We start from the raw sequence: 18,412 nt of genomic DNA, 5'->3' as shown, positions 1-18,412 counted from the left end.
CCATCGATCGTCGGGCATGCCGGCCCGTCCGGCTGGCACCCGGGGCACCGGCCGCCCCACCCCGCCCCGCCCCGCCGCGTTGACGTGGTGGCCGGCGAGCGGACAAGCTCCCTGTGGACGGATCCCCGGCGGCGGAGAACCGCCACCGGCACGGCGGGGGAGGGTGGATGACGCGGCGAGGGGGCGCGCCCGCGCGGGCCGGCTGGTCGAAGTGGCTGCTCGCCGCGCTCGTGGTGCCCGCCGTCGTCCCGGCCCCGGCGGCCCTGCCGGCCCCGGTCCCGGCGGCAGTGGTCCCGGCGGCGCTGCCGGTTCCGGCCCCGGCGGCGCTGCCGGGCACGGCCCGCGCCGCGGCTGCCGACGTGGCGTGCCGGGTACGCGACGAGCGGCTGACCGAGATCTCCGGGATGGTGGCCACCGACTCGGGGTTCGTGATGGTCAACGACGGCGCCGACGAGGCGTCCCGACGGCGGATCTTCTTCCTCGACACCCGCTGCGCGGTGGTGCGTTCGGTGCCCTACCCCTCGCGTCCCCGTGACACCGAGGACCTGGCGGTCGGCGCGGACGGGACGGTCTGGGTCGCGGACATCGGCGACAACGACCGGGTCCGGTCCACGGTGGCGCTGTGGCGGCTCGCGCCCGGCTCCCGCCGACCGGTGCTGCACCGGTTGTCCTACCCCGACGGCCCGCACGACGCGGAGGCGCTGCTGCTCGGCCGGGACGGCCTGCCGGTGGTGGTGACCAAGCAGGGCGGGGAGGCCGGCGTGTACGTGCCGACCGGGCCGCCCCGGGCCGGTGTGACGGTGCCGATGCGGCGGGCCGGGCAGCTCCGGTTGCCGACCACCACGACGGCGAACCCGTACTCGTTCTTCGGCCGTCGACTGGTCACCGGTGGGGCCACCGCGCCGGACGGCCGTCGGGTGGTGCTGCGCACCTACGCCGACGCGTTCGAGTTCGACGTCCCCGACGGCGACGTGGTGGCCGCGCTGACCGGCGGCACGCCGCCCCGGGTGGTCCCGCTGCCGGACGAGCCGCAGGGCGAGTCGGTCAGCTACAGCCGGGACGGCCGGTGGTTGCTCACCGTCTCCGAGACCGCCGGCCAGCCGGCCGGAACCCGGCCGACGGTCCTGCGTTACGCCCTGCCCGGGGGAGCCGCGTCGCCGGTGCCGTCCGTGTCCGTCGCCGTGTCGGCCGTGTCCGCGCCGGCCACCGGGTCGTCGTCCGCCCCCGCGCCGGGAGCGGTCGACGCCGGTCCTCACCGGGCCGACGCCGGTGGGGTCCGGTCGTTGCTGCTGGGGGTCGGGGTGATCGTCGCCGGTCTGCTGCTGGTGGCGTCGGTCGGTGCCGCCCGGGCGCGGCGCACCGGGCGTTGACCCCGGGGACGGGCGACGGCCCGACTTCCCGGTGAGGGATGCTGGACCCGTGCAGATCACGATCCTCGGCCCGCTCGCGGTCGACGGCCGGCCGGTCCGGGGTGAACGGCTCGCCGCGGTGGTCCGCGCGCTGGTCGACGCCCGGGGCCGGGCGGTCGCCACCCCGCTGCTGGTGGACGCGGTGTGGGACGGCACGCCGCCCGACGACGCGACCGGTGCCGTGCAGGCGCTGATGTCCCGGGTCCGCCGGCTCGGGCTGCCGGTGGTCGCCGTACCGGGCGGATACCGGCTGCCCACCGAGGACGTCACCGTCGACGCGGTACGGGCCCGCAGCCTGGTCGAGCGGGGGCGGGCCGACCTGCGAGCCGGTGACGTACCGGCGGCGGGGGCGGCGGCCGACGCGGCCCGCGCGCTGTTCCCCGAGGTCCCCGAGCTGGACACCACGGAGCACGCCCGGCTGTTCGCCGACGTCACCGCACTGCGCGCCGAGGCCGCCCTGGCCGGTGCGGGGCGGCACGACGAGGCCGACCTGCGGCGGCTCGTCGCGCGTACCCCGCCGGACGAGCCGTCGGCGGCCCTGCTGGTCCGGGTGCTCGCGGCCCAGGGGCGCGACGCCGAGGCGCTGGAGGTGATCGAACGGCTCCGCGTCGAACTGGCCGACCGGTACGGCACCGATCCGTCACCGGTGATCACCGAGGTCCACCTGTCGTTGCTGCGCGGCGAGCTGGCCGCCCCCGCCGCCGTCGGTACGACCCCGGCGGCCGTGCCGCGCAGCACCCTGCCCGGCGCGTGGCGCCGGCCGAGGACGGCCCTGGTCGGTCGGGAGCGGGACGTCGAGGCGGTGGAGGCGGCGCTGACCGAGGCGGCCCTGGTGACCGTCGTGGCGACCGGCGGCGCGGGGAAGACCCGGCTCGCCGCCGAGCTGGTGCGGCGTACGGCCGAGGCCGGACGACCGGCCCGGGTGATCGAACTCGCCGGCCTGCGGGCACCCGAGGAGGTGCTGCCCACCGTGCTCGCGGCCCTGGGCGGGGCGGACACCACGACGGCCGGCGGCCCGCTGGGTCGGGAACGTCGGGTGCTCAGCCCCGGCGAACGGCTGCGGGCGCTGGCGCCGGACCTCGACGGTCTGGTGGTGCTGGACAACTGCGAGCACCTGCTGGACACCGTGGCGACGGTGGTCGCCGACCTGGTCGCGGTGACCCCACCGGAGGTGGCCGTGCTGGCGACCAGCCGGGCCCCGCTGGGCCTGGTCGGTGAGCGGGTCCACCGACTGACCATGCTGCCGGACGCCGACGCGCTGGAGCTGATCGAGTCCCGGGCCCGGGCCGGTGGCGCGGCCCTGACCGGGGACGCGGTCCGGGTGCTGGAGCTGTGCCACCGGCTGGACAACCTGCCGTTGGCCCTGGAGCTGGCCGCCGCCCGGCTGCGGCACATGCCGATCGACGACGTGCTCGCCGGGCTGACCGACCGGTTCGCGCTGCTCGACGCCGCGCTGCGCGGACTGCCCGAGCGGCACGCGAGCCTGTGGGCGATGGTCGACTGGAGTCGGGAGCTGCTCGCGCCCGCCGACCGGCACCTCCTCCAGCGGCTCGCGGTCGTCCCCGGCCCGTTCACCGCCGAGCTGGCCGCCGCCGTCGCCGGGACCGCCGACGTCCGACGCGGGCTGGCGACGCTGGTCGAGCAGTCCCTGCTGACCCTGGTCGAGGGGGAGGGTCCGCCCCGCTACCGGATGCTGGAGACCGTCCGCGAGTACGGCGAGGCCCGCCTCGACGCCGCCGGTGACCGGGACGCGGCGACGGCCGGCCTGGTCGACTGGGCGCGGCGGGAGGCGGTCCGCTTCGTCGACCGGTTCATCGGCCCCGGCCAGCTCGACGCCTTCGCCCGGTGCGCCGCCGAGCAGGACAACCTCATCGCCGGCCTGCGCGGGGCGCTCGGGCACGACGACGAGCCGGCGGCCGTGGACGTCGCCACCGCGCTGTTCCACCTCTGGACCGTGCGGGGCCTGCACGTGGAGGTCTCCGGGTGGGCCGGGAGCCTGCTGCACGTGGACGACCCGGCCCGTCGCACCGGCTCGGCGATCCTGGCCGGGCGGTCCAGTGGCCGGCCGCTGCCCGACGCCGGCCGGCTCGCCTGGACGTGCCTGCTGGTGTCGGTGAACGCCGGCATCAGTGGTCCGCGCCGGCTCGCCGCGCTCGCCCAGCGGGCCCTGCGCCGCCTGCTGGCGGAGCGGCCCGGCGAGGTCTCCTCCCGGATAACCGCGCTCGCCGCGGCGCTGCCCGCGCTCGCCCTGTTCGACGCGGGTGAGGCGCTGCCGGGGACCGCCGTGCTGATCGCCCATCCGGACCCGTACGTGCAGGGGTTCGGGCTGTTCGCCCGCGCCGCGATCCGGGAGAGTGGTGGCCTGCCGGACGCGTCCGCGGCCGACGCGGAGCAGGCGTACCACCGCTTCGAGGCGGCCGGCGACCACTGGGGGATGGCGATGGCGGCACAGACCATCGGGCACGCCGTCACCGCGTCCGACGGTGGCCGGGCCACCGCGTGGCTGGCCCGCAGCGTGCACCACATGGACCTGATCGGCGCCACCCAGGACTCCCGCTCGATCCGGGTGCTGCTGGACGTGCAGCTCGCCCTGGCCGGCGACCCGGCCGCCGAGCGGCGGCTGGGTGAGACCGCGGCACCGGGGCAGGGCGCGGCGCTGGACAGCGCGCAGGCGAGCCTGGGCCTGGCCCAGCTCGCCTGGCGACGCGGCCGGTACGCCGAGGTGCTCGGGCACGCCGACGCGGTGACCAGGGCGCTGGCCGGATGGACCGGTCCGCCGCCGCAGCCCCGGGTGGTGCTCCTGGTCACGGTGGCGGTGTTCCACCTGCGGGTGGCCCAGGTGCGGCCGGACGCCGGGTGGACCGCCGACGCCCACGCGGTCGGGCTGCTGGTCCGGGCCGGCGGGGAGGCGCTCTCCTCCCGGGACCTGCCGGTGATCGGCACGTGGGCGCTGGGCGGGGCCGAGCTGGCCGCGCACCGTGCCGACGTCGACACCGCGCGGGAGTTGTTCGTGCTCGGCACCCGGCTGGGCAGCAACTCGGTGACGTTCTTCCCGTCCGGCACCGGCGAACGGCTCACCGCCGCCCTCGTCGACGAGGAGCAGCGGGAGCCGATGCTGGCCGGGTGGCGGTCCCGCCCACCCGGCGCGGCCGTCACCCGGGTCCGCGAGCTGATGGACGATCTGCTCGGCCGGGTCAGACCTTCCGGCGGTACGCACGCAGCGCCAGTGGCATGAACACCGCGACGAAGCCGGCGCACCAGAGCAGCGTCCACCACACGTGGGCGCCGACCGGGGTGCCGAGGAACAGCCCGCGCATCGCCGTCACCAGGTGGGTCAACGGGTTGACCGTCACCACGGCCTGCATCCAGCCCGGCAGGGTGCCGGCGGCGACGAACACGTTGGATCCGAAACTCAGCGGCATGATCAGCGCGAACATCAGTCCCTGTACCGCGCCCGGGGTACGCACCTTCATCGACACGTAGACCGGCAGCCAGCTCAGGCAGAGCGCGAACAGCACCGCGAGCAGGCAGCCGGCGACGGCCCGCAGCGGGTCGGACTCGATCCGGAAGCCCATCAGGTAGCCGATCCCCAGCGTCGACACGGTGACGATCACGTACCGCACCACGTCGCCCAGCACCGCCCCGAGCAGCGGCGCGGAACGGGGGACGGGCAGGGACCGGAACCGGTCGAAGATGCCCTTGGCGATGTCGGCGTTGAGGTTCACCCCGATCGCGATGCACCCGGTGGCGATGGTCTGCGCCAGGATGCCGGGTAGCAGGAACTGCAGGTAGTCGTGGGTGGAGCCGGCGACCGCGCCGCCGAAGACGTAGACGAAGATGACCAGGAAGAGCATCGGTTGCAGGGTGACGTCGATCAGCGCCTCGGGGGTGCGCCAGGTCTTGATCAGGCTGCGCTGGGCCAGCGCCGACGAGTGCCGCAGCAGGCGCAGCGGGCGCGGGTTCGCCACCGCCCTGGACAGCCGCGGGTTGGTCCTGGGCGGGGTACCGGTCAGGGTGCTCATGCGGCGACCTCCGTACGGGCGCTGGTGTCGTCGTCGGCCGCGGTCCGGCCGGTCAGGGTGAAGAACACCTCGTCGAGGCTGGGCAGGTGCAGCGAGAGTTCGGTGACCGGGATGCCGGCGGCGGCCAGCCGGGCGACGCTCTCGGTCAGCGCGGTGTCGTCGGCGACCGGCACCGCGAGCACCCCGCGCCGGATCTCGTCGGCGGAGGCGCCGGAGCCCACCCCGGACAGGATCGCCGCCGTCGGGGCCAGGTGTGCCGGGTCGGCCGGCCGGACCTCCAGGGTCTGCCCGCCGACGACCCGCTTGAGCCCCTCCGGGGTGTCGTGCGCGATGACCCGGCCGTGGTCGATCACCGTGATCGCGTCGGCGAGCGCGTCGGCCTCCTCCAGGTACTGCGTGGTGAGCAGCACGGTCGCCCCGTCGGCGACCAGCGACCGGACCACGTCCCACATGTCCTCGCGCTTGGCCGGGTCGAGGCCGGTCGTCGGCTCGTCCAGGAAGATCACCTCTGGTGAGCCGACCAGGCTGGCGGCCAGGTCCAACCGCCGCCGCATCCCGCCGGAGTAGGTCTTGGCCGGTCGGTGCGCGGCGGCGGTCAGGTCGAACCATTCGAGCAGCTCGGTGGCCCGCCGCCGGGCACCGGCCCGGCCGAGCTCCAGCAGCACGCCGAACAGTTCGAGGTTCTGCCGCCCGGTCAGGTCCTCGTCGACCGAGGCGTACTGGCCGGTGAGGCCGATGGACTGCCGGACCTGCTCGGCCTGGCGTACCACGTCGAGGCCGTGGATCCGGGCGGTGCCGGCGTCCGGGGTGAGCAGCGTGGACAGGATGCGGACGGCGGTGGTCTTGCCGGCCCCGTTCGGGCCGAGCACCCCGAGCACGGTGCCCCGGGGCACGGCGAGGTCCACCCCTTGCAACGCCCGGGTGTGCCCGAAGGTCTTGACCAGACCCTCGGCCTCGATCATCAGATCAGTTGTCATGCCGTGCAGCGTGCGCCGGCCGGCTGACACCGCGCTGACACGCCGCTGACACGGCCCGGGTGCCACCGCCGACGGTGGCACCCGGGCGTGCGGCGGTGGGGTCAGCAGCGCTGGATGGTCGCGTTGGTCAGGGTGACGTTGCTGATGGTCAGGTTGTCGGCGCAGGGGTTCTCCACGATGCGGTTGTTCACCAGGGTGAAGTTGCGCAGGGTGAGGTCCCGGTTGCCGGGGAACTCGGTGCGTTCGGCCAGCCGTACCTCGCCGCCGCCGCTGATCGTGCCGCCGTTGGTGGCCAGGCTCACGCCGTAGCAGTTCTCGATGAGCACGGCGTTGTTGCCGGTGTTGGCGATGTCGACCCGGTCGATCGTCGCGCCGCCGGACTCGGAGACGCAGAACACGCCCCGGCCGCCGCCGCGGGCCCGGACCGTGCCGACCCGGATGTTGGTCGGGTAGCCGTCGCCGATGCGGCCGTTGCGGTTGGCCATCCGGAACGCGGCGTAGCCGGTGCCGGTGCCGGCGTTCTCGGCGTCCACCGTGGACACGGTGGCGTTGATGGTCTGGTTGAGCAGCAGGCCGGACTCGCCGACGTTGCGGGCGGTGACGGTGCCCACGGTCAGCCCGTCGACGCCGTACGTCTCGACGGCGTGTGAGCTGGCGCCCGAGACGTACACGGTGTCGATACGCACGTTGCGGGTCCACTGGCTGGTGTCGCCCCGGTTGTCGATGCGGACGCCGAGGCCGGCGGAGAGCCGCATGTCGAGCTGCCCCAGCACGACGTCGGTGACGTTACGCAGGAAGACCCCGTACAGCGGGGTGCCGGTGAGGGTGAGGTGCTGTACCTCGACCTGGGTGGTGCCCCGGGAGTAGACGGGTGCCTGGTCACCGGAGCCGGTGCCGGTGACGTTGATGGTGCCGCACACGTCGAGGGTGGTGTAGCTGGGCAGCGAGATGCGGGAGTTGGCGCTCATCGTGCCCGAGCCGCGGACCACCACCCGTTGCTTGCTGGTCCGGCCGGCGGTCAGGCTGTTCACCGCGGCCTGCACGGCGGCCCGCAGGTCGGTGCCGGTGTGGACGGTCGTCCCGCCGTTGCGGACCGTCCAGGTGCCGCCGCTGAGCACCGCCTCGGCCTGGAACGCGCCGCCGCCGCAGTCGGCGGTGCCGCCCGGCCGGGCCAGCTGCCACTGCTGGTTCGCGCCGTCCAGGTCCTGGTACTGCGAGATCGTCGCGCCGTCGGCGGTGGACCGTTCCCACACGTCCAGCGCCTTGCCGGAGTGCCGGTTGAGCAGCCGGACGTAGCCGCCCGCGGAGTCGACCAGCCGGAAGTGCTGCCGGGTGTTGCCGCTGACCGCCGGGTTCTGCACCAGCGGGGTGCCGTCGAGGGCGTTGGGCAGTTCGAGGACCTTGCCGCTGTGCGCCGAGCGGATCTGGTAGTAGCCGCTGCCCATGTCGACGAACCGCCACTGCTGCACGGCGAGGTCGTTGCGGGTGTACTGCCTGACCGGGGCGCCGTCGGCGGTGGACCAGTCGTACAGGTCCATCGCCTTGCCGCTGTTGCGGTTGACGAGCACGTAGCTGGCCCCGGTGTCGACGGTGGCCGCGGTGGCCGCCGGCGGGGCGACGGTCGTGGCGGCGGCGACCAGGGCGAGGATGGTGACGGCCAGCAGGCCGGGCCGCCGGGGGGAACCTCGGGTGGGGGTCGCAGGGGGCATCTGGCTCCTTCCGCGGTGGCGGGGTACGGCCGGGACGGGCCGCCGGGCGGTCTCTCCGCTGCACCGTATCGACATCGATGAATTCCGGCAAACCCGACGCCGGGCGTGCGGCGGTGCGGCGGGGACCGGGCCGCCCGGTCAGGGCCGGGCGGGCCAGCCGTCGAGGACGGCGGCGACGTCCAGCGGCTCCGTCGGGTCCGGGGCCGGGCGGGGCGGCGGGGCCGGTGTCCGGGCGAACCGGGGCGCAGGGGCCGGCTGGACCTCGCCCCCCACCTCGACGAAGGTGCCCCGGGCGGCGTTGTGCGGGTGGCGGTGCGCCTCGGTGGGGGCGAGCACCGGCGCGACACACGCGTCGAGGTCGGCGAAGACCGCCGTCCACTCGTCGCGGGTGCGCGCGGCGAACCGGGCGGTGAACCGGCGGCGCAGCTCCGGCCAGCCGTCCGGGTCGTACTGGGCGGGCAGCCCCGGATCGTCGGCCAGGCCGAGCCCGGTCAGCAGCGCGGCGTAGAACGCCGGCTCCAGCGCGCCCACCGCCACGAACCGGTCGTCGGCGGTGCGGTAGGTGTCGTAGAACGGGGCACCGCCGTCGAGCAGGTTGCCGCCGCGCGGCGCGGACCACCGGCCGGCGGCGACCATCCCGTGCAGGAACGCGGTGAGCAGCGCCGACCCGTCGACCATCGCGGCGTCGACCACCTGGCCCAGGCCGGAGCGTTCCCGTTCCAGCAGGGCGGCCAGCACGCCGGTGGCGAGCAGCATCCCGCCCCCGGCGAAGTCGCCGAGCAGGTTCAGCGGGGCGTGCGGGGGGCCACCGGCGCGGCCCAGCGGCTCCAGCGCGCCGGCCACCGCGATGTAGTCGATGTCGTGCCCGGCACGGTCGGCCAGCGGGCCGTCCTGACCCCAGCCGGTCAGCCGGGCGTACACCAGGCGGGGATTGCGCTCCCGGCAGACGCGCGGGCCGAGCCCGAGCCGTTCGGCCACCCCCGGCCGGTACGCCTCGACCAGCACGTCGGCCCGCTCGACCAGGCGCAGCAGGTCGGCCAGTCCGGCGGGGGTCTTCAGGTCCAGTGCGGTGATCCGGCGGCCCCGGTGCAGCGGCCCGGTCGACGGGGCGGCCAGCCGCCCCGGGCCGGGACCGTCCGGCCGGTCGACCCGCACCACGTCCGCGCCGAGGTCGGCCAGCACCATGCAGCCGAACGGCGCCGGGGCCAGGCTGGCCAGCTCCACCACCCGCACCCCGGCCAGCGGCCCGGTGGCGGGCGCGTCGGCGTCAGAGGGCACGGGCGATCAGCTCCTTCATGATCTCGTTGGTCCCGCCGTAGATCTTCTGCACCCGGGCGTCGGCGTACATCCGGGCGATCGGGTACTCGGTGGTGTACCCGTAGCCGCCGAACAGCTGCAGGCAGCGGTCGACGACCTCGCACTGCCCCTCGGTGAGCCAGGCCTTCGCCATCGCCGCGGTGGCCACGTCCAACTCACCCCGGTCGTGCCGGCTGATGCAGTCGTCGAGGAAGACCCGGCTGACCCGGGTACGGGTGGCGCACTCGGCCAGCACCATCCGGGTGTTCTGGTGGTCGATCAGCGGCCGGCCGAAGGCGGTGCGTTCCTTGACGTACGCGGTGGTCAGCTCCACCGCCCGCTGCATCGCCGCCACCGCCGAGACGCCGATGACCAGGCGTTCCTGGGGCAGTTGCCGCATCATCTGGCCGAAGCCGAGCCCCTCGGCCCCGCCGAGCAGGTTCGCCGCCGGCACCCGCAGACCGTCGAAGAACAGCTCGGCGGTGTCGTTGCCGTGCAGCCCGATCTTGGACAGCAGCCGACCCCGCCGGAAACCCTCCGGGTCGTCGCCGACCTCGCACACCAGCAGGGAGATGCCGGCGGCCCGCTGCCGCGGGTCGGTCTTGACGGCCAGGACGACCAGGTCGGCGAGGCCGCCGTTGCTGATGAACGTCTTGGCCCCGGTGACCAGGTAGTCGTCGCCGTCGCGGACGGCCCGGGTCCGCATCGCCTGCAGGTCGGAACCGCCGTCGGGTTCGGTCATCGCGATCGCCCCCACCAACTCCCCCCGGCACAGTCCGGGCAGCCAGCGCCGCTTCTGCTCGGTACTGCCGTAGGCGACCAGGTAGCCGGTGACGATGCCGCTGTGCACGCCGAGGCCGAGGGTGCTCTCCCCGACGTGCGCCTGCTCGTGCAGCAGCACCGCCTCGTGGCTGAAACCGCCGCCCCCGCCGCCGTACTCCTCGGGGACGGAGAGACCGAGCAGGCCCAGCTCGCCGGCCCGCCGGTAGTGGTCGCGGTCCGGATGGCCCTGGGCCAGCAGCCGCTCGGTGTGCGGCAGCACCTCCCGGGTGAAGAAGTCGCGGGCCAGGTCGGCGAGGTCGTCGTGCTCGGGCTCGCGCCAGGGGGAGGTGTAGTGGTCGAGTCCGGGTGTCGGCATGGTTACACCCTCACGCCGTGTTGGCGATGTGTCAACGAGTCCTGACCGTCGCGGGTGCGGCCGGGCCCCGTACGTCGGGTGCGGCCGGGTCGTGCGGCGGGGGAGCGCGGCGGGCCGCGCCGCCGATCGCCCGGCTGGCGGGACCGCCCCGACCTGGAATCCGCCCCGCCGGGCGGCCGGTAGGGTCGGTGGGGTGAGCGTTGACACCGCACCCCGGCGACGGCGGCTGGAGCCCGACGCCCGGCGGGGCCAGATCCTCGCCTGCGCGGTCCGGCTGTTCGGCGAGCGCCCCTACGCGGACGTGTCGACCACCGACATCGCCCGCGCGGCCGGGGTGGCCCGGGGCCTGGTCAACCACTACTTCGGCACCAAGAAGCAGCTCTACCTGGAGGTCGTCCGGGTGATGGTGACCGTCCCCGAGGTGGCCGTGGCGGGGCTGCCCGCCGGGGACCTGCGGACCCGGGTCGACGCCAGCGTCACCTGGTTCCTCGACGTGGTGTCCCGGCACCGCAGCTCCTGGCTGGCCGCGGTGACCGCCGGGGGGATGGGCCACGACCCGGACGTCGCCCTGGTGCTGACCGGGGCCGAGGAGGTCGCGGCGGACAGCGTGCTCGTCGCGGTGGGGCTGGCCGACGTGACCGCCCACCGCACGGAGCTGCGCGGCATGATCCGGGCGTACGGCGGGCTGGCCACCTCGACCGCCCGGGAGTGGCTCCAGCGGGGCACCCTGGACCGCTCCCAGGTGCACCTGCTGCTGACCAACACCCTGCTGACCATCGTGGAGCAGGTCTTCCCCGCCATCGCCGACGACCCGCCCGCGACGGGCCGCCCGCCGTCCGCCTGAGCCCCGCCGCTCTCCGTCGCGTCCCCGCCGGTCCCGTCGCTTTCCGCCGTGTCCCGGCTCAGTCCGGGCGGCCCGCTGGTGGCTGCACGGTCATCGGCACGCTGTCGAGCCGGGCCCAGTCCCGGCTGATCTCGGCGGCGGTGCGCAGCAGGCGGGGCAGGTGCTCGTCGGTGAGCCGCTCCAGCGAGGTCTCCGCGGCGTGCACCGTGACGTTGAGCGCGGCCACCACCCGGCCGTCGCCGTCGCGGACCCCGGTGGCGACCGACCGGATGCCGGCGGCCAGGTCCTGGTCGGCCAGGGCCCAGCCGCGCGCCCGTACCTCGCGCAGCTCCCGGTCCAGCTCGTCGCGGTCCGGCCGCCAGCGGGCGTCGATGCCGGAGCGGCCCGGGACGGCCAGCACGGCGGTGAGTTCCGCCGGGGTGAGGGCGGCCAGCAGCACCTTGCCCATCGAGGTGGCCACGGCCGGGAAGCGGGTGCCGATGGTCACCGAAAGCGTGACGATCTTGGGCACCGCCACCCGGGACACGTAGACGATGTCGCTGCCGTCGAGCTGGGCCAGCGAGGTCGACTCGCCGGTCTCGGTCACCAGCTGCCGCATGTGCGGGCGGGCGACGTCCCAGATGCCCAGCGAGTTGACGTACGCCACGCCCAGCTCCAGCACCCGGGGGGTGAGCGCGAAACCCCGGTCGGCGGCCCGGACGTAGCCCAGCTCCTCCAGGGTGAGCAGGATGCGCCGCACGGTGGGGCGGGCCAGCCCGGTCACCGCCGCGATCTCGCTGAGCGTCATCGTCGGCTGGCCCGGACGGAAGCAGCGCAGCACGTCGAGGCCGCGCGCCAGCGCCTCGATGAAGTCGGTTCCGGTCTCGCGCCCCATGGAGTCCCTTCGCTGGCTGCCCCGGCCCGGCGGGTGGTCACCCGCCGGGCATCGGACGGCTATTGTTTCCACTGCGCCGAGCCGGCGTCCCACTGGGTGTAGGTGTACGGGTTGTCCAGCACCGCCGTCTCGGGGACGTCCGGGTTCATCCCCTTCTCCCAGGCGTCGACGCCCATGGTGGTGGTGAGGTGTTCGACGGTGCGGCCGACCGCGGTGCGGGCGGCGGCCAGGTCGACGCCGACCAGCCGGTGCTCGTGCTTGACCAGGCGGCCGTCGACCAGCACGGTGTGCACGTCGCCGCGCTGGGCCTGGAACACCACGTGGCCGTAGGGGTGCAGGATCGGGAACATCACCGGCGACCGGTCGTTCTTGATCAGCACCACGTCCGCCTTGCGGCCCGGGGTGAGGGCGCCGACGAGGTGGTCGAGCCCGAGCGCCCGCGCGCCGCCCCGGGTGGCCCACTCCACCACCTGCTCGGCGCGCAGGTGGCAGTGGGTGACGGTCTCCTGTCGACCGTGCGCCTCCAGGTGTTCCCGGGACCGGTCGGCGCTCAGCGTGGCCCGCATCGCGGAGAACAGGTCCCCGCTCCACCAGACGCTGGTGTCCATGGACAGCGAGACCGGGATGTCGTGGTGGCGCAGCTGCCAGGTGGGCGGGTAGCCCTGGCCGGCGCTCTGCTCGCTCTCGGTGGAGACCGAGACCGAGCCGCCGGTGGCCGCGATCCGGTGGTACGAGTCGCGGTTGAGGGTGGCGGCGTGCACGTAGACGGTCGAGTCGGTCATGAAGCCGTGCTCGTGCATCAGCCGGATGCCGTCGTCGTTGGTGGCCCCCCACACCCCGGCGTGGGTGGTGACCGGCACGCCGAGGTCCCGGGCCACCTCGAAGGCGGCCCGCTCGGGGAAGGCCGGGTCGCCGGTGACGTCGAAGGCCATCTGGAAGCCGAGCCGGTCGCCCCGGCCGTGGATGCGGCGGGTGACGAAGTCGCGGAACTCGGGGGTGGTGGCCCACTCCCACGGCCCCTGCTGCAGGTTGCCGTAGGCGAGCACGAACCGGCCCGGCACCGCCTCCAGGGCGTCGACGGCGGCGTCGGCGTGCTGCGGGGTCTGCAGGCCGTGTGACCAGTCCACGGTGGTGGTGACCCCGGCGTCGATCGCCTCGATCGCGGCGAGCAGGTTGCCGGCGTAGACGTCCTCGGGGCGGAACAGCTTGCCGGACTCCAGGTAGTACCAGACGAAGTACTGGGTGAGCGTCCAGTCGGCGCCGTAGCCGCGCATCGCGGTCTGCCACATGTGCCGGTGGGTGTCGATCATGCCGGGCATGACGATGCCGCCGGCCGCGTCGATCTCCCGGGTGCCCTCCGGCACAGCCAGCTCCGCGCCGACGGCGGCGATCCGGTCGCCGATCACCAGCACGTCGGCGCGGGGGAGCACCGTGTGGGTGTCGTCCATGGTCAGCACCAGGCCGTTGCGGAACACCACCGGTTGGCCCGCCGCCGGTGTCCGCCCCTCGTTCGCACTCATCGCCGCCACTTCCGTTCCGGGGTGCTCAGCGGACGCTTGTCCGCTGTACGGTCAGTTCAGGTTTCGCCAGTGTGTTCCCGGTCACCGGCCATGTCAAGACCACGTTACCGTCGTGTCTCCGGTTGCTTTCGAACGCGTGGAACTGGGAGTTTCCCGAGAATTTAGCCGAGGTGTTGACGTCTCATAGAGTCATCGGGAAACTGATCGAGCGGACACTCGTCCGTCTGGCGGTCAACGAGAGGGGTGGGGCATGGCGGAGGAGACACCGGGGCGGACCGGCCCGCTGCACGGCGTCGTGGTGGCCGACTTCTCCCGCATCCTCGCCGGGCCGTACGCCACCATGCTGCTGGCCGACCTCGGCGCCGAGGTGATCAAGGTGGAGGGGCCGGGCGGCGACGACACCCGCACCTGGATGCCCCCGGTCCGCGACGACGTCTCCACCTACTACCTGGGCATCAACCGCAACAAGCGGTCCATCGCCCTCGACCTGAAGGACCCCGACGACCTCGCCGTGGCGCACCGGCTGGCCGCCCGGGCCGACGTCCTGATCGAGAACTTCAAGCCCGGCGGGCTGCGCCGCTTCGCGCTGGACTACGACACCGTCGCCGCCGGCAACCCCCGGGTGGTGTACGCCTCGATCAGCGGGTTCGGCACCGGCGCGGGCGCGGGCTACCCCGGCTACGACCTGATGGTGCAGGCGATCTCCGGGCTGATGAGCCTCACCGGCGACCCCGACGGCCCGCCCTACCGGGCCGGCATCTCCGTGTTCGACGTGATGGCCGGGCTACACGCGTCGATCGGCATCCTCGCCGCCCTGCACCACCGGCACGACTCGGGGCGCGGCCAGCACGTCGAGGTCAACCTGCTCTCCTCGGCGCTGTCCGGCCTGGTCAACCACAGCAGCGGCTACGTCGCGGGCGGGGTGGTGCCGTTCCGGATGGGCAACGCCCACCCCAGCCTCTTCCCCTACGAGCCGCTGCCGGTCGCCGACGGCGAGCTGATCGTCATCGCCGGCAACGACGGGCAGTTCCGCCGGCTCTGCCAGGTGCTCGACCTGCCGGAGCTGGTCGACGACCCCCGGTTCACCCGCAACCAGGACCGTACCGCCAACCGGGAGGAGCTGCGCCCGCTGCTGGTCGAACGGCTGCGCCGCCGTACCCGCGACGAGTGGTTCACCGACCTGATGGCCGCCGGGGTGCCCTGCGCCCCGATCAACACCATCGACGGCGGGGTCGCCCTCGCCGAACGCCTCGGGCTGGACCCGGTGGTCACCGTCGGCGAGGGCGCCGCCGCGGTGCCCGGCATCCGGCACCCGATCACCCTTTCGGACACCCCCGCGCGGTACGGCACCCCGCCGCCCGCGCTCGACGAACACGGCGAGGAGATCCGCGCGTGGCTGACCGGCAGCTAGACTTCCCGACCTCGATCGGCACCTCCGACCCGACCACCATCCGGCTGCTCGGCCAGGACCTGGCCGGCGACCTGATGGGCCGGGTGGGCTTCGGCGAACTGGCGTTCTGGCTGGTCGCCGGGCGTCGCCCCGGCCCCGGCGAGGTGCGTGTCTTCGAGACCGTCCTGGTGGCCCTGGCCGACCACGGCTTCACCCCCACCGCGATCGCGGCCCGGTTGACCTACCTCAGCGCGCCGGAGGCGTTGCAGGGCGCGATCGCCGCCGGCCTGCTCGGCGGCGGCTCCCGCTTCCTCGGGGTCACCGAGGACTGCGGCCGGTTCCTCGCCGACACCCTCGCCGGGCTCACCGACACACCCACCGACGACGCCGGCTGGGACGCCGTCGCCCTGGACGCGGTGCGCGCCGCCCGCGCCGCCAGGCGCCTGGTGCCGGGCCTCGGCCACCCGGTGCACAAGGAGACCGACCCGCGCACCCCGGTGCTGATCGCGATCGCCGAGCAGGAGGGCCTGCGCGGGCCGCACCTGCGGCTGTTCGAGGCGATCGGCCGGGTCCACCCGCAGGTGCTCGGCCGCACCCTGCCGCTCAACGGCGCGGGGGTGTGCGGCGCGGCCCTGGCCGACCTCGGCCTGCCGATCGACCTGCTGCGCGGCTTCGCCCTGCTGGCCCGGACCGCCGGCCTGCTCGGCCACCTCGCCGAGGAGCGCCGCCGGCCGCTCGGCATGGACATCTACCAGACCGTCGACCGCAACGCCCGGTACGTGCCGGACGACGCCGACTGATTCCCCACCCACCGTCTGCGAGAGGAGCGGCCATGGCCCAGGTCGTCGCGGTCATCGCCTCCACCCACCATCCGTTCTACTACCGCGCCACCACGGCCACCGGTGAGGACCGGCCCCCGTTCGCCGACGAGTGGGCCCGCAAGATCCTCGCCTTCCGGGAGACCCTCACCCGGGCCAACCCGGACGTGCTGGTGATGGTCGGCTCCGACCACTTCCACCAGCTCTGGCTGGACAACATGCCGCAGTTCCTGGTCGGCAAGGCCCCGTTCTACGACGCCAACTGGTACAACGAGGAACGCGAGTTCGGCCTGCCCCGGATGCTGCTGCGCGGCCAGGAGGACCTGTCGGCCCACGTGCTGCGGGCCGGCCTGGACGCCGGGTTCGACCTGGCCTTCAGCAACGAGCTGCGGATCGACCACAGCATCACCTGCCCGATCATCACGCTGCGGCCCGAGGCGGACCTGCCGATCGTGCCGATCTACACCAACATCTTCGCCCCGCCGCTGCCGCAGCCGAAACGGTTCGTCCAGCTCGGCGCGGCCATCCGGGAGATCGTCGAGAGCTGGCCCAGCCACCTGCGGGTGGCCGTCATCGGCACCGGCCACCTGTCGCTGGAGCTGGGCGGGCCGCGCCAGTTCGGCCCGCAGGGACCGGACCCGGAGTTCGACCGCCGGGCGGTGGAGTGGATCGCCAACGGCGACCTCGACGGCTGCCTGTCCGAGGTGACCCTGGACAGCCTGCACGCCCCTGGCAACGCCACCCACGGCTTCATGGACTTCATGCTGATGATGGGGGTGGCCGGCGCGGGCGCCAAGGCCGACCACGTGGACACCCTGGACCTGTTCCACACCATGGAGGCGTACTTCACCTGGTACCCGAACGGAGCGCCGGCATGAGCCGCTACCTGGTCGACAAGTTCCTCTACACCGTCGACCGCGACCCGGAGCTGGTCGAGCGCTACCGCACCGACCCGCTGGGCACGGTGACCTGGTGGGAGGCCGAACGCGCCAACGCCGTGCTCAACTGCACCACCGGTGAGGCGAGCACCTGGCTGCGCTTCACCGACGAGGAACGCGACGCGCTGGCCAGCCACGACCACGTCCGGCTCTTCGCCCTCGGCGCGCACCCGTTCCTGACGCTGACCCTGTTCATCGCCATGTTCGAGCGGGACCACCCCGAACCGATGGCCTACCAGAAGCAGTACGGCCTGCGGCTGGCCCACTTCTCGCTGCCCTACCCCGACATCGCCACCTGATGACCGCCGACCCCGCCGACCCGCCGCCGACGGCCGGTCCCGCTGCCGCGTCGGCGACCGCCGGCCCGGACGGCGCGCCGGTGTCCGCTGCGGCGTCGATGCCCGCCGTCGTCGTCACCGGTCACGGCGAGCCGCCCGTCGTGGTCGAGCGCCCCCGCCCGGTCCCGGCCGGGGGCGAGGTGTCGGTACGGGTCACCGCCGCGCCGCTGACCCCGCTGGACCTGCTCTGCGCCTCGGGTACCTCCTATCTGGGCGCCCCGGCCCTGCCGTACGTCCCCGGCGTGCAGGGCGTCGGCACGCTGGACGACGGCACCCCGGTCTGGTTCCCGACCCGGGCCGGGATGGCCCCCGGCGACGGCAGCCTGGCCGGGTACGCGGTGGTCCCCGCGACCGACCCGGTGCCCCTGCCACCGGGGGCCGACCACCGGCTGGTGGCGGCCCTCGGGCTCTCGGCGGTCGCCGCGTGGGCGGCGTTGACCCTGCGCGGTGGCCTGCGCCCCGGCGAGGTGGTGCTGGTGCTGGCCGCCGGTGGCGCGGTCGGCCAGGCGGCGGTGCAGCTCGCCCGGCTCGCCGGGGCGGGGCGGGTGGTGGCCGCCTGCCGGTCCGACGCCGCCGTCTACTCCGCGCGCCGGTCCGGCGCGGACGCGGTGGTCCGGCTCACCGCCGACGACGAGCCGGAGACCCTGGCCCGGCGTTTCCGGCAGGCCGCCGACGGCCCGGTGGACCTGGTGCTGGACCCCCTGTTCGGGGTGCCGGCGGCGGCGGCCCTGCGCGCCCTGGCCCCGGGCGGGCGGCTGGTCAACCTCGGTGGCTCGGCCGCGCCGACCGCGCCGATCGACTCGGCGACCCTGCGCGGCGGATCGCTGCGGATCCTGGGCTACACCAACAACGAGCTGACCGCCGCCGAACGCGCGACGGCGATCACCCTGGTGGCCGGGCACGCCGCCGCCGGCCGGCTGACCGTCGCCCACCAGGTACGGCCGTTGGCCGAGGCGGCGGAGGCCTGGGCCGACCAGCGGGCCGGCACTGCCGCCGGCCGCATCGTGCTGGTGCCCCCACCCGACTGATCCGCCCCGCCGCCTCGCCCGTCCCACCCGACGCGTCCCGCCTCGCCTGACCCGACCCGCCCGACCGCCTGACTTCGGCCCGTTGCGCTGCCCGGCCCGTCCCGCCTCGCC

Annotated in this window: 15 protein-coding genes; 8 read left to right on the top strand and 7 right to left on the bottom strand. The window is 74.7% G+C overall.

What is annotated here, in order from left to right; translation table 11 throughout:
• Window positions 1-167 precede the first annotated feature (167 nt).
• Both GA0070623_RS04045 and GA0070623_RS04040 read left to right on the top strand, forming a co-directional pair.
• Window positions 168-1,370: a hypothetical protein gene (locus GA0070623_RS04045; RefSeq protein ID WP_231932649.1), complete on the top strand. Its 1,203-nt coding sequence runs from the start codon at window positions 168-170 to the stop codon at window positions 1,368-1,370.
• 49 nt (window positions 1,371-1,419) lie between these two features.
• Window positions 1,420-4,644 carry an ATP-binding protein gene (locus GA0070623_RS04040; protein ID WP_067308330.1) on the top strand — a complete coding sequence of 1,075 codons (3,225 nt, stop codon included), beginning with the start codon at window positions 1,420-1,422 and terminating at the stop codon, window positions 4,642-4,644.
• On the opposite strand, the gene GA0070623_RS04035 is transcribed toward GA0070623_RS04040, so the two are convergent.
• From GA0070623_RS04035 to GA0070623_RS04015, 5 genes are all read right to left on the bottom strand, one after another.
• Window positions 4,604-5,431 (bottom strand): ABC transporter permease, encoded by an 828-nt coding sequence (locus GA0070623_RS04035; RefSeq protein ID WP_067308333.1) that lies wholly within the window; start codon window positions 5,429-5,431, stop codon window positions 4,604-4,606. The genes GA0070623_RS04040 and GA0070623_RS04035 overlap by 41 nt on opposite strands.
• Window positions 5,428-6,408 carry an ATP-binding cassette domain-containing protein gene (locus tag GA0070623_RS04030; RefSeq protein WP_067308334.1) on the bottom strand — a complete coding sequence of 327 codons (981 nt, stop codon included), beginning with the start codon at window positions 6,406-6,408 and terminating at the stop codon, window positions 5,428-5,430. The genes GA0070623_RS04035 and GA0070623_RS04030 overlap by 4 nt, the downstream gene beginning before the upstream one ends.
• 101 nt (window positions 6,409-6,509) lie before the next feature.
• Entirely contained in the window at window positions 6,510-8,117 is a 1,608-nt protein-coding gene (locus GA0070623_RS04025) for an RICIN domain-containing protein (protein ID WP_067308337.1), read from the bottom strand.
• Window positions 8,118-8,255: 138 nt separating this feature from the next.
• A complete protein-coding gene (locus GA0070623_RS04020; RefSeq protein ID WP_067308340.1) occupies window positions 8,256-9,395 on the bottom strand; it encodes a CaiB/BaiF CoA transferase family protein in 1,140 nt (379 codons plus the stop codon).
• Window positions 9,385-10,551 carry an acyl-CoA dehydrogenase family protein gene (locus GA0070623_RS04015; RefSeq protein WP_067308344.1) on the bottom strand — a complete coding sequence of 389 codons (1,167 nt, stop codon included), beginning with the start codon at window positions 10,549-10,551 and terminating at the stop codon, window positions 9,385-9,387. The genes GA0070623_RS04020 and GA0070623_RS04015 overlap by 11 nt, the downstream gene beginning before the upstream one ends.
• Window positions 10,552-10,744: 193 nt before the next feature.
• Here GA0070623_RS04015 and GA0070623_RS04010 point away from each other — a divergent pair, with 193 nt between their 5' ends.
• Complete coding sequence (locus tag GA0070623_RS04010) at window positions 10,745-11,395, top strand: TetR/AcrR family transcriptional regulator (protein WP_067308348.1); 651 nt, start codon at window positions 10,745-10,747, stop codon at window positions 11,393-11,395.
• A 58-nt stretch (window positions 11,396-11,453) separates the two neighbouring features.
• On the opposite strand, the gene GA0070623_RS04005 is transcribed toward GA0070623_RS04010, so the two are convergent.
• Together GA0070623_RS04005 and GA0070623_RS04000 are read right to left on the bottom strand one after the other, a co-directional pair.
• A complete protein-coding gene (locus GA0070623_RS04005; RefSeq protein ID WP_067308351.1) occupies window positions 11,454-12,269 on the bottom strand; it encodes an IclR family transcriptional regulator domain-containing protein in 816 nt (271 codons plus the stop codon).
• Between the two features lie 59 nt (window positions 12,270-12,328).
• On the bottom strand, window positions 12,329-13,789 hold the full coding sequence (locus GA0070623_RS04000; protein WP_067308369.1) for an amidohydrolase family protein: 1,461 nt from the start codon (window positions 13,787-13,789) through the stop codon (window positions 12,329-12,331).
• A gap of 250 nt (window positions 13,790-14,039) precedes the next feature.
• Here GA0070623_RS04000 and GA0070623_RS03995 point away from each other — a divergent pair, with 250 nt between their 5' ends.
• Genes GA0070623_RS03995 through GA0070623_RS03975 form a run of 5 tightly spaced genes read left to right on the top strand, consistent with a single transcriptional unit; the run spans window position 14,040 to window position 18,301 of the window.
• Complete coding sequence (locus GA0070623_RS03995) at window positions 14,040-15,200, top strand: CaiB/BaiF CoA transferase family protein (protein ID WP_067308354.1); 1,161 nt, start codon at window positions 14,040-14,042, stop codon at window positions 15,198-15,200.
• Entirely contained in the window at window positions 15,182-15,979 is a 798-nt protein-coding gene (locus tag GA0070623_RS03990) for a citryl-CoA lyase (RefSeq protein ID WP_067308357.1), read from the top strand. The genes GA0070623_RS03995 and GA0070623_RS03990 overlap by 19 nt, the downstream gene beginning before the upstream one ends.
• A gap of 32 nt (window positions 15,980-16,011) precedes the next feature.
• Window positions 16,012-16,875 (top strand): DODA-type extradiol aromatic ring-opening family dioxygenase, encoded by an 864-nt coding sequence (locus tag GA0070623_RS03985; protein WP_067308360.1) that lies wholly within the window; start codon window positions 16,012-16,014, stop codon window positions 16,873-16,875.
• Entirely contained in the window at window positions 16,872-17,234 is a 363-nt protein-coding gene (locus GA0070623_RS03980; protein ID WP_067308363.1) for a hypothetical protein, read from the top strand. The genes GA0070623_RS03985 and GA0070623_RS03980 overlap by 4 nt, the downstream gene beginning before the upstream one ends.
• Window positions 17,234-18,301: a quinone oxidoreductase family protein gene (locus GA0070623_RS03975; protein WP_231932648.1), complete on the top strand. Its 1,068-nt coding sequence runs from the start codon at window positions 17,234-17,236 to the stop codon at window positions 18,299-18,301. The genes GA0070623_RS03980 and GA0070623_RS03975 overlap by 1 nt, the downstream gene beginning before the upstream one ends.
• Window positions 18,302-18,412: the final 111 nt, after the last annotated feature.

Origin of the sequence: Micromonospora rifamycinica (assembly GCF_900090265.1) — a bacterium.
In the GTDB taxonomy this organism is placed as follows: Bacteria; Actinomycetota; Actinomycetes; order Mycobacteriales; family Micromonosporaceae; genus Micromonospora; species Micromonospora rifamycinica.
This window is presented reverse-complemented; position numbering and strand designations above follow the sequence as displayed.

Bases quoted from the DNA above. Each gene is read 5' to 3' on its own strand.
- GA0070623_RS03980 (WP_067308363.1), top strand. From the start codon at position 16,872: ATGAGCCGCTACCTGGTCGACAAGTTCCTCTACACCGTCGACCGCGAC.
- GA0070623_RS04000 (WP_067308369.1), bottom strand. From the start codon at position 13,789: ATGAGTGCGAACGAGGGGCGGACACCGGCGGCGGGCCAACCGGTGGTG.
- GA0070623_RS03995 (WP_067308354.1), top strand. From the start codon at position 14,040: ATGGCGGAGGAGACACCGGGGCGGACCGGCCCGCTGCACGGCGTCGTG.
- GA0070623_RS04015 (WP_067308344.1), bottom strand. From the start codon at position 10,551: ATGCCGACACCCGGACTCGACCACTACACCTCCCCCTGGCGCGAGCCC.
- GA0070623_RS04035 (WP_067308333.1), bottom strand. From the start codon at position 5,431: ATGAGCACCCTGACCGGTACCCCGCCCAGGACCAACCCGCGGCTGTCC.
- GA0070623_RS04030 (WP_067308334.1), bottom strand. From the start codon at position 6,408: ATGACAACTGATCTGATGATCGAGGCCGAGGGTCTGGTCAAGACCTTC.
- GA0070623_RS04025 (WP_067308337.1), bottom strand. From the start codon at position 8,117: ATGCCCCCTGCGACCCCCACCCGAGGTTCCCCCCGGCGGCCCGGCCTG.
- GA0070623_RS04045 (WP_231932649.1), top strand. From the start codon at position 168: ATGACGCGGCGAGGGGGCGCGCCCGCGCGGGCCGGCTGGTCGAAGTGG.
- GA0070623_RS03975 (WP_231932648.1), top strand. From the start codon at position 17,234: ATGACCGCCGACCCCGCCGACCCGCCGCCGACGGCCGGTCCCGCTGCC.
- GA0070623_RS04005 (WP_067308351.1), bottom strand. From the start codon at position 12,269: ATGGGGCGCGAGACCGGAACCGACTTCATCGAGGCGCTGGCGCGCGGC.
- GA0070623_RS03985 (WP_067308360.1), top strand. From the start codon at position 16,012: ATGGCCCAGGTCGTCGCGGTCATCGCCTCCACCCACCATCCGTTCTAC.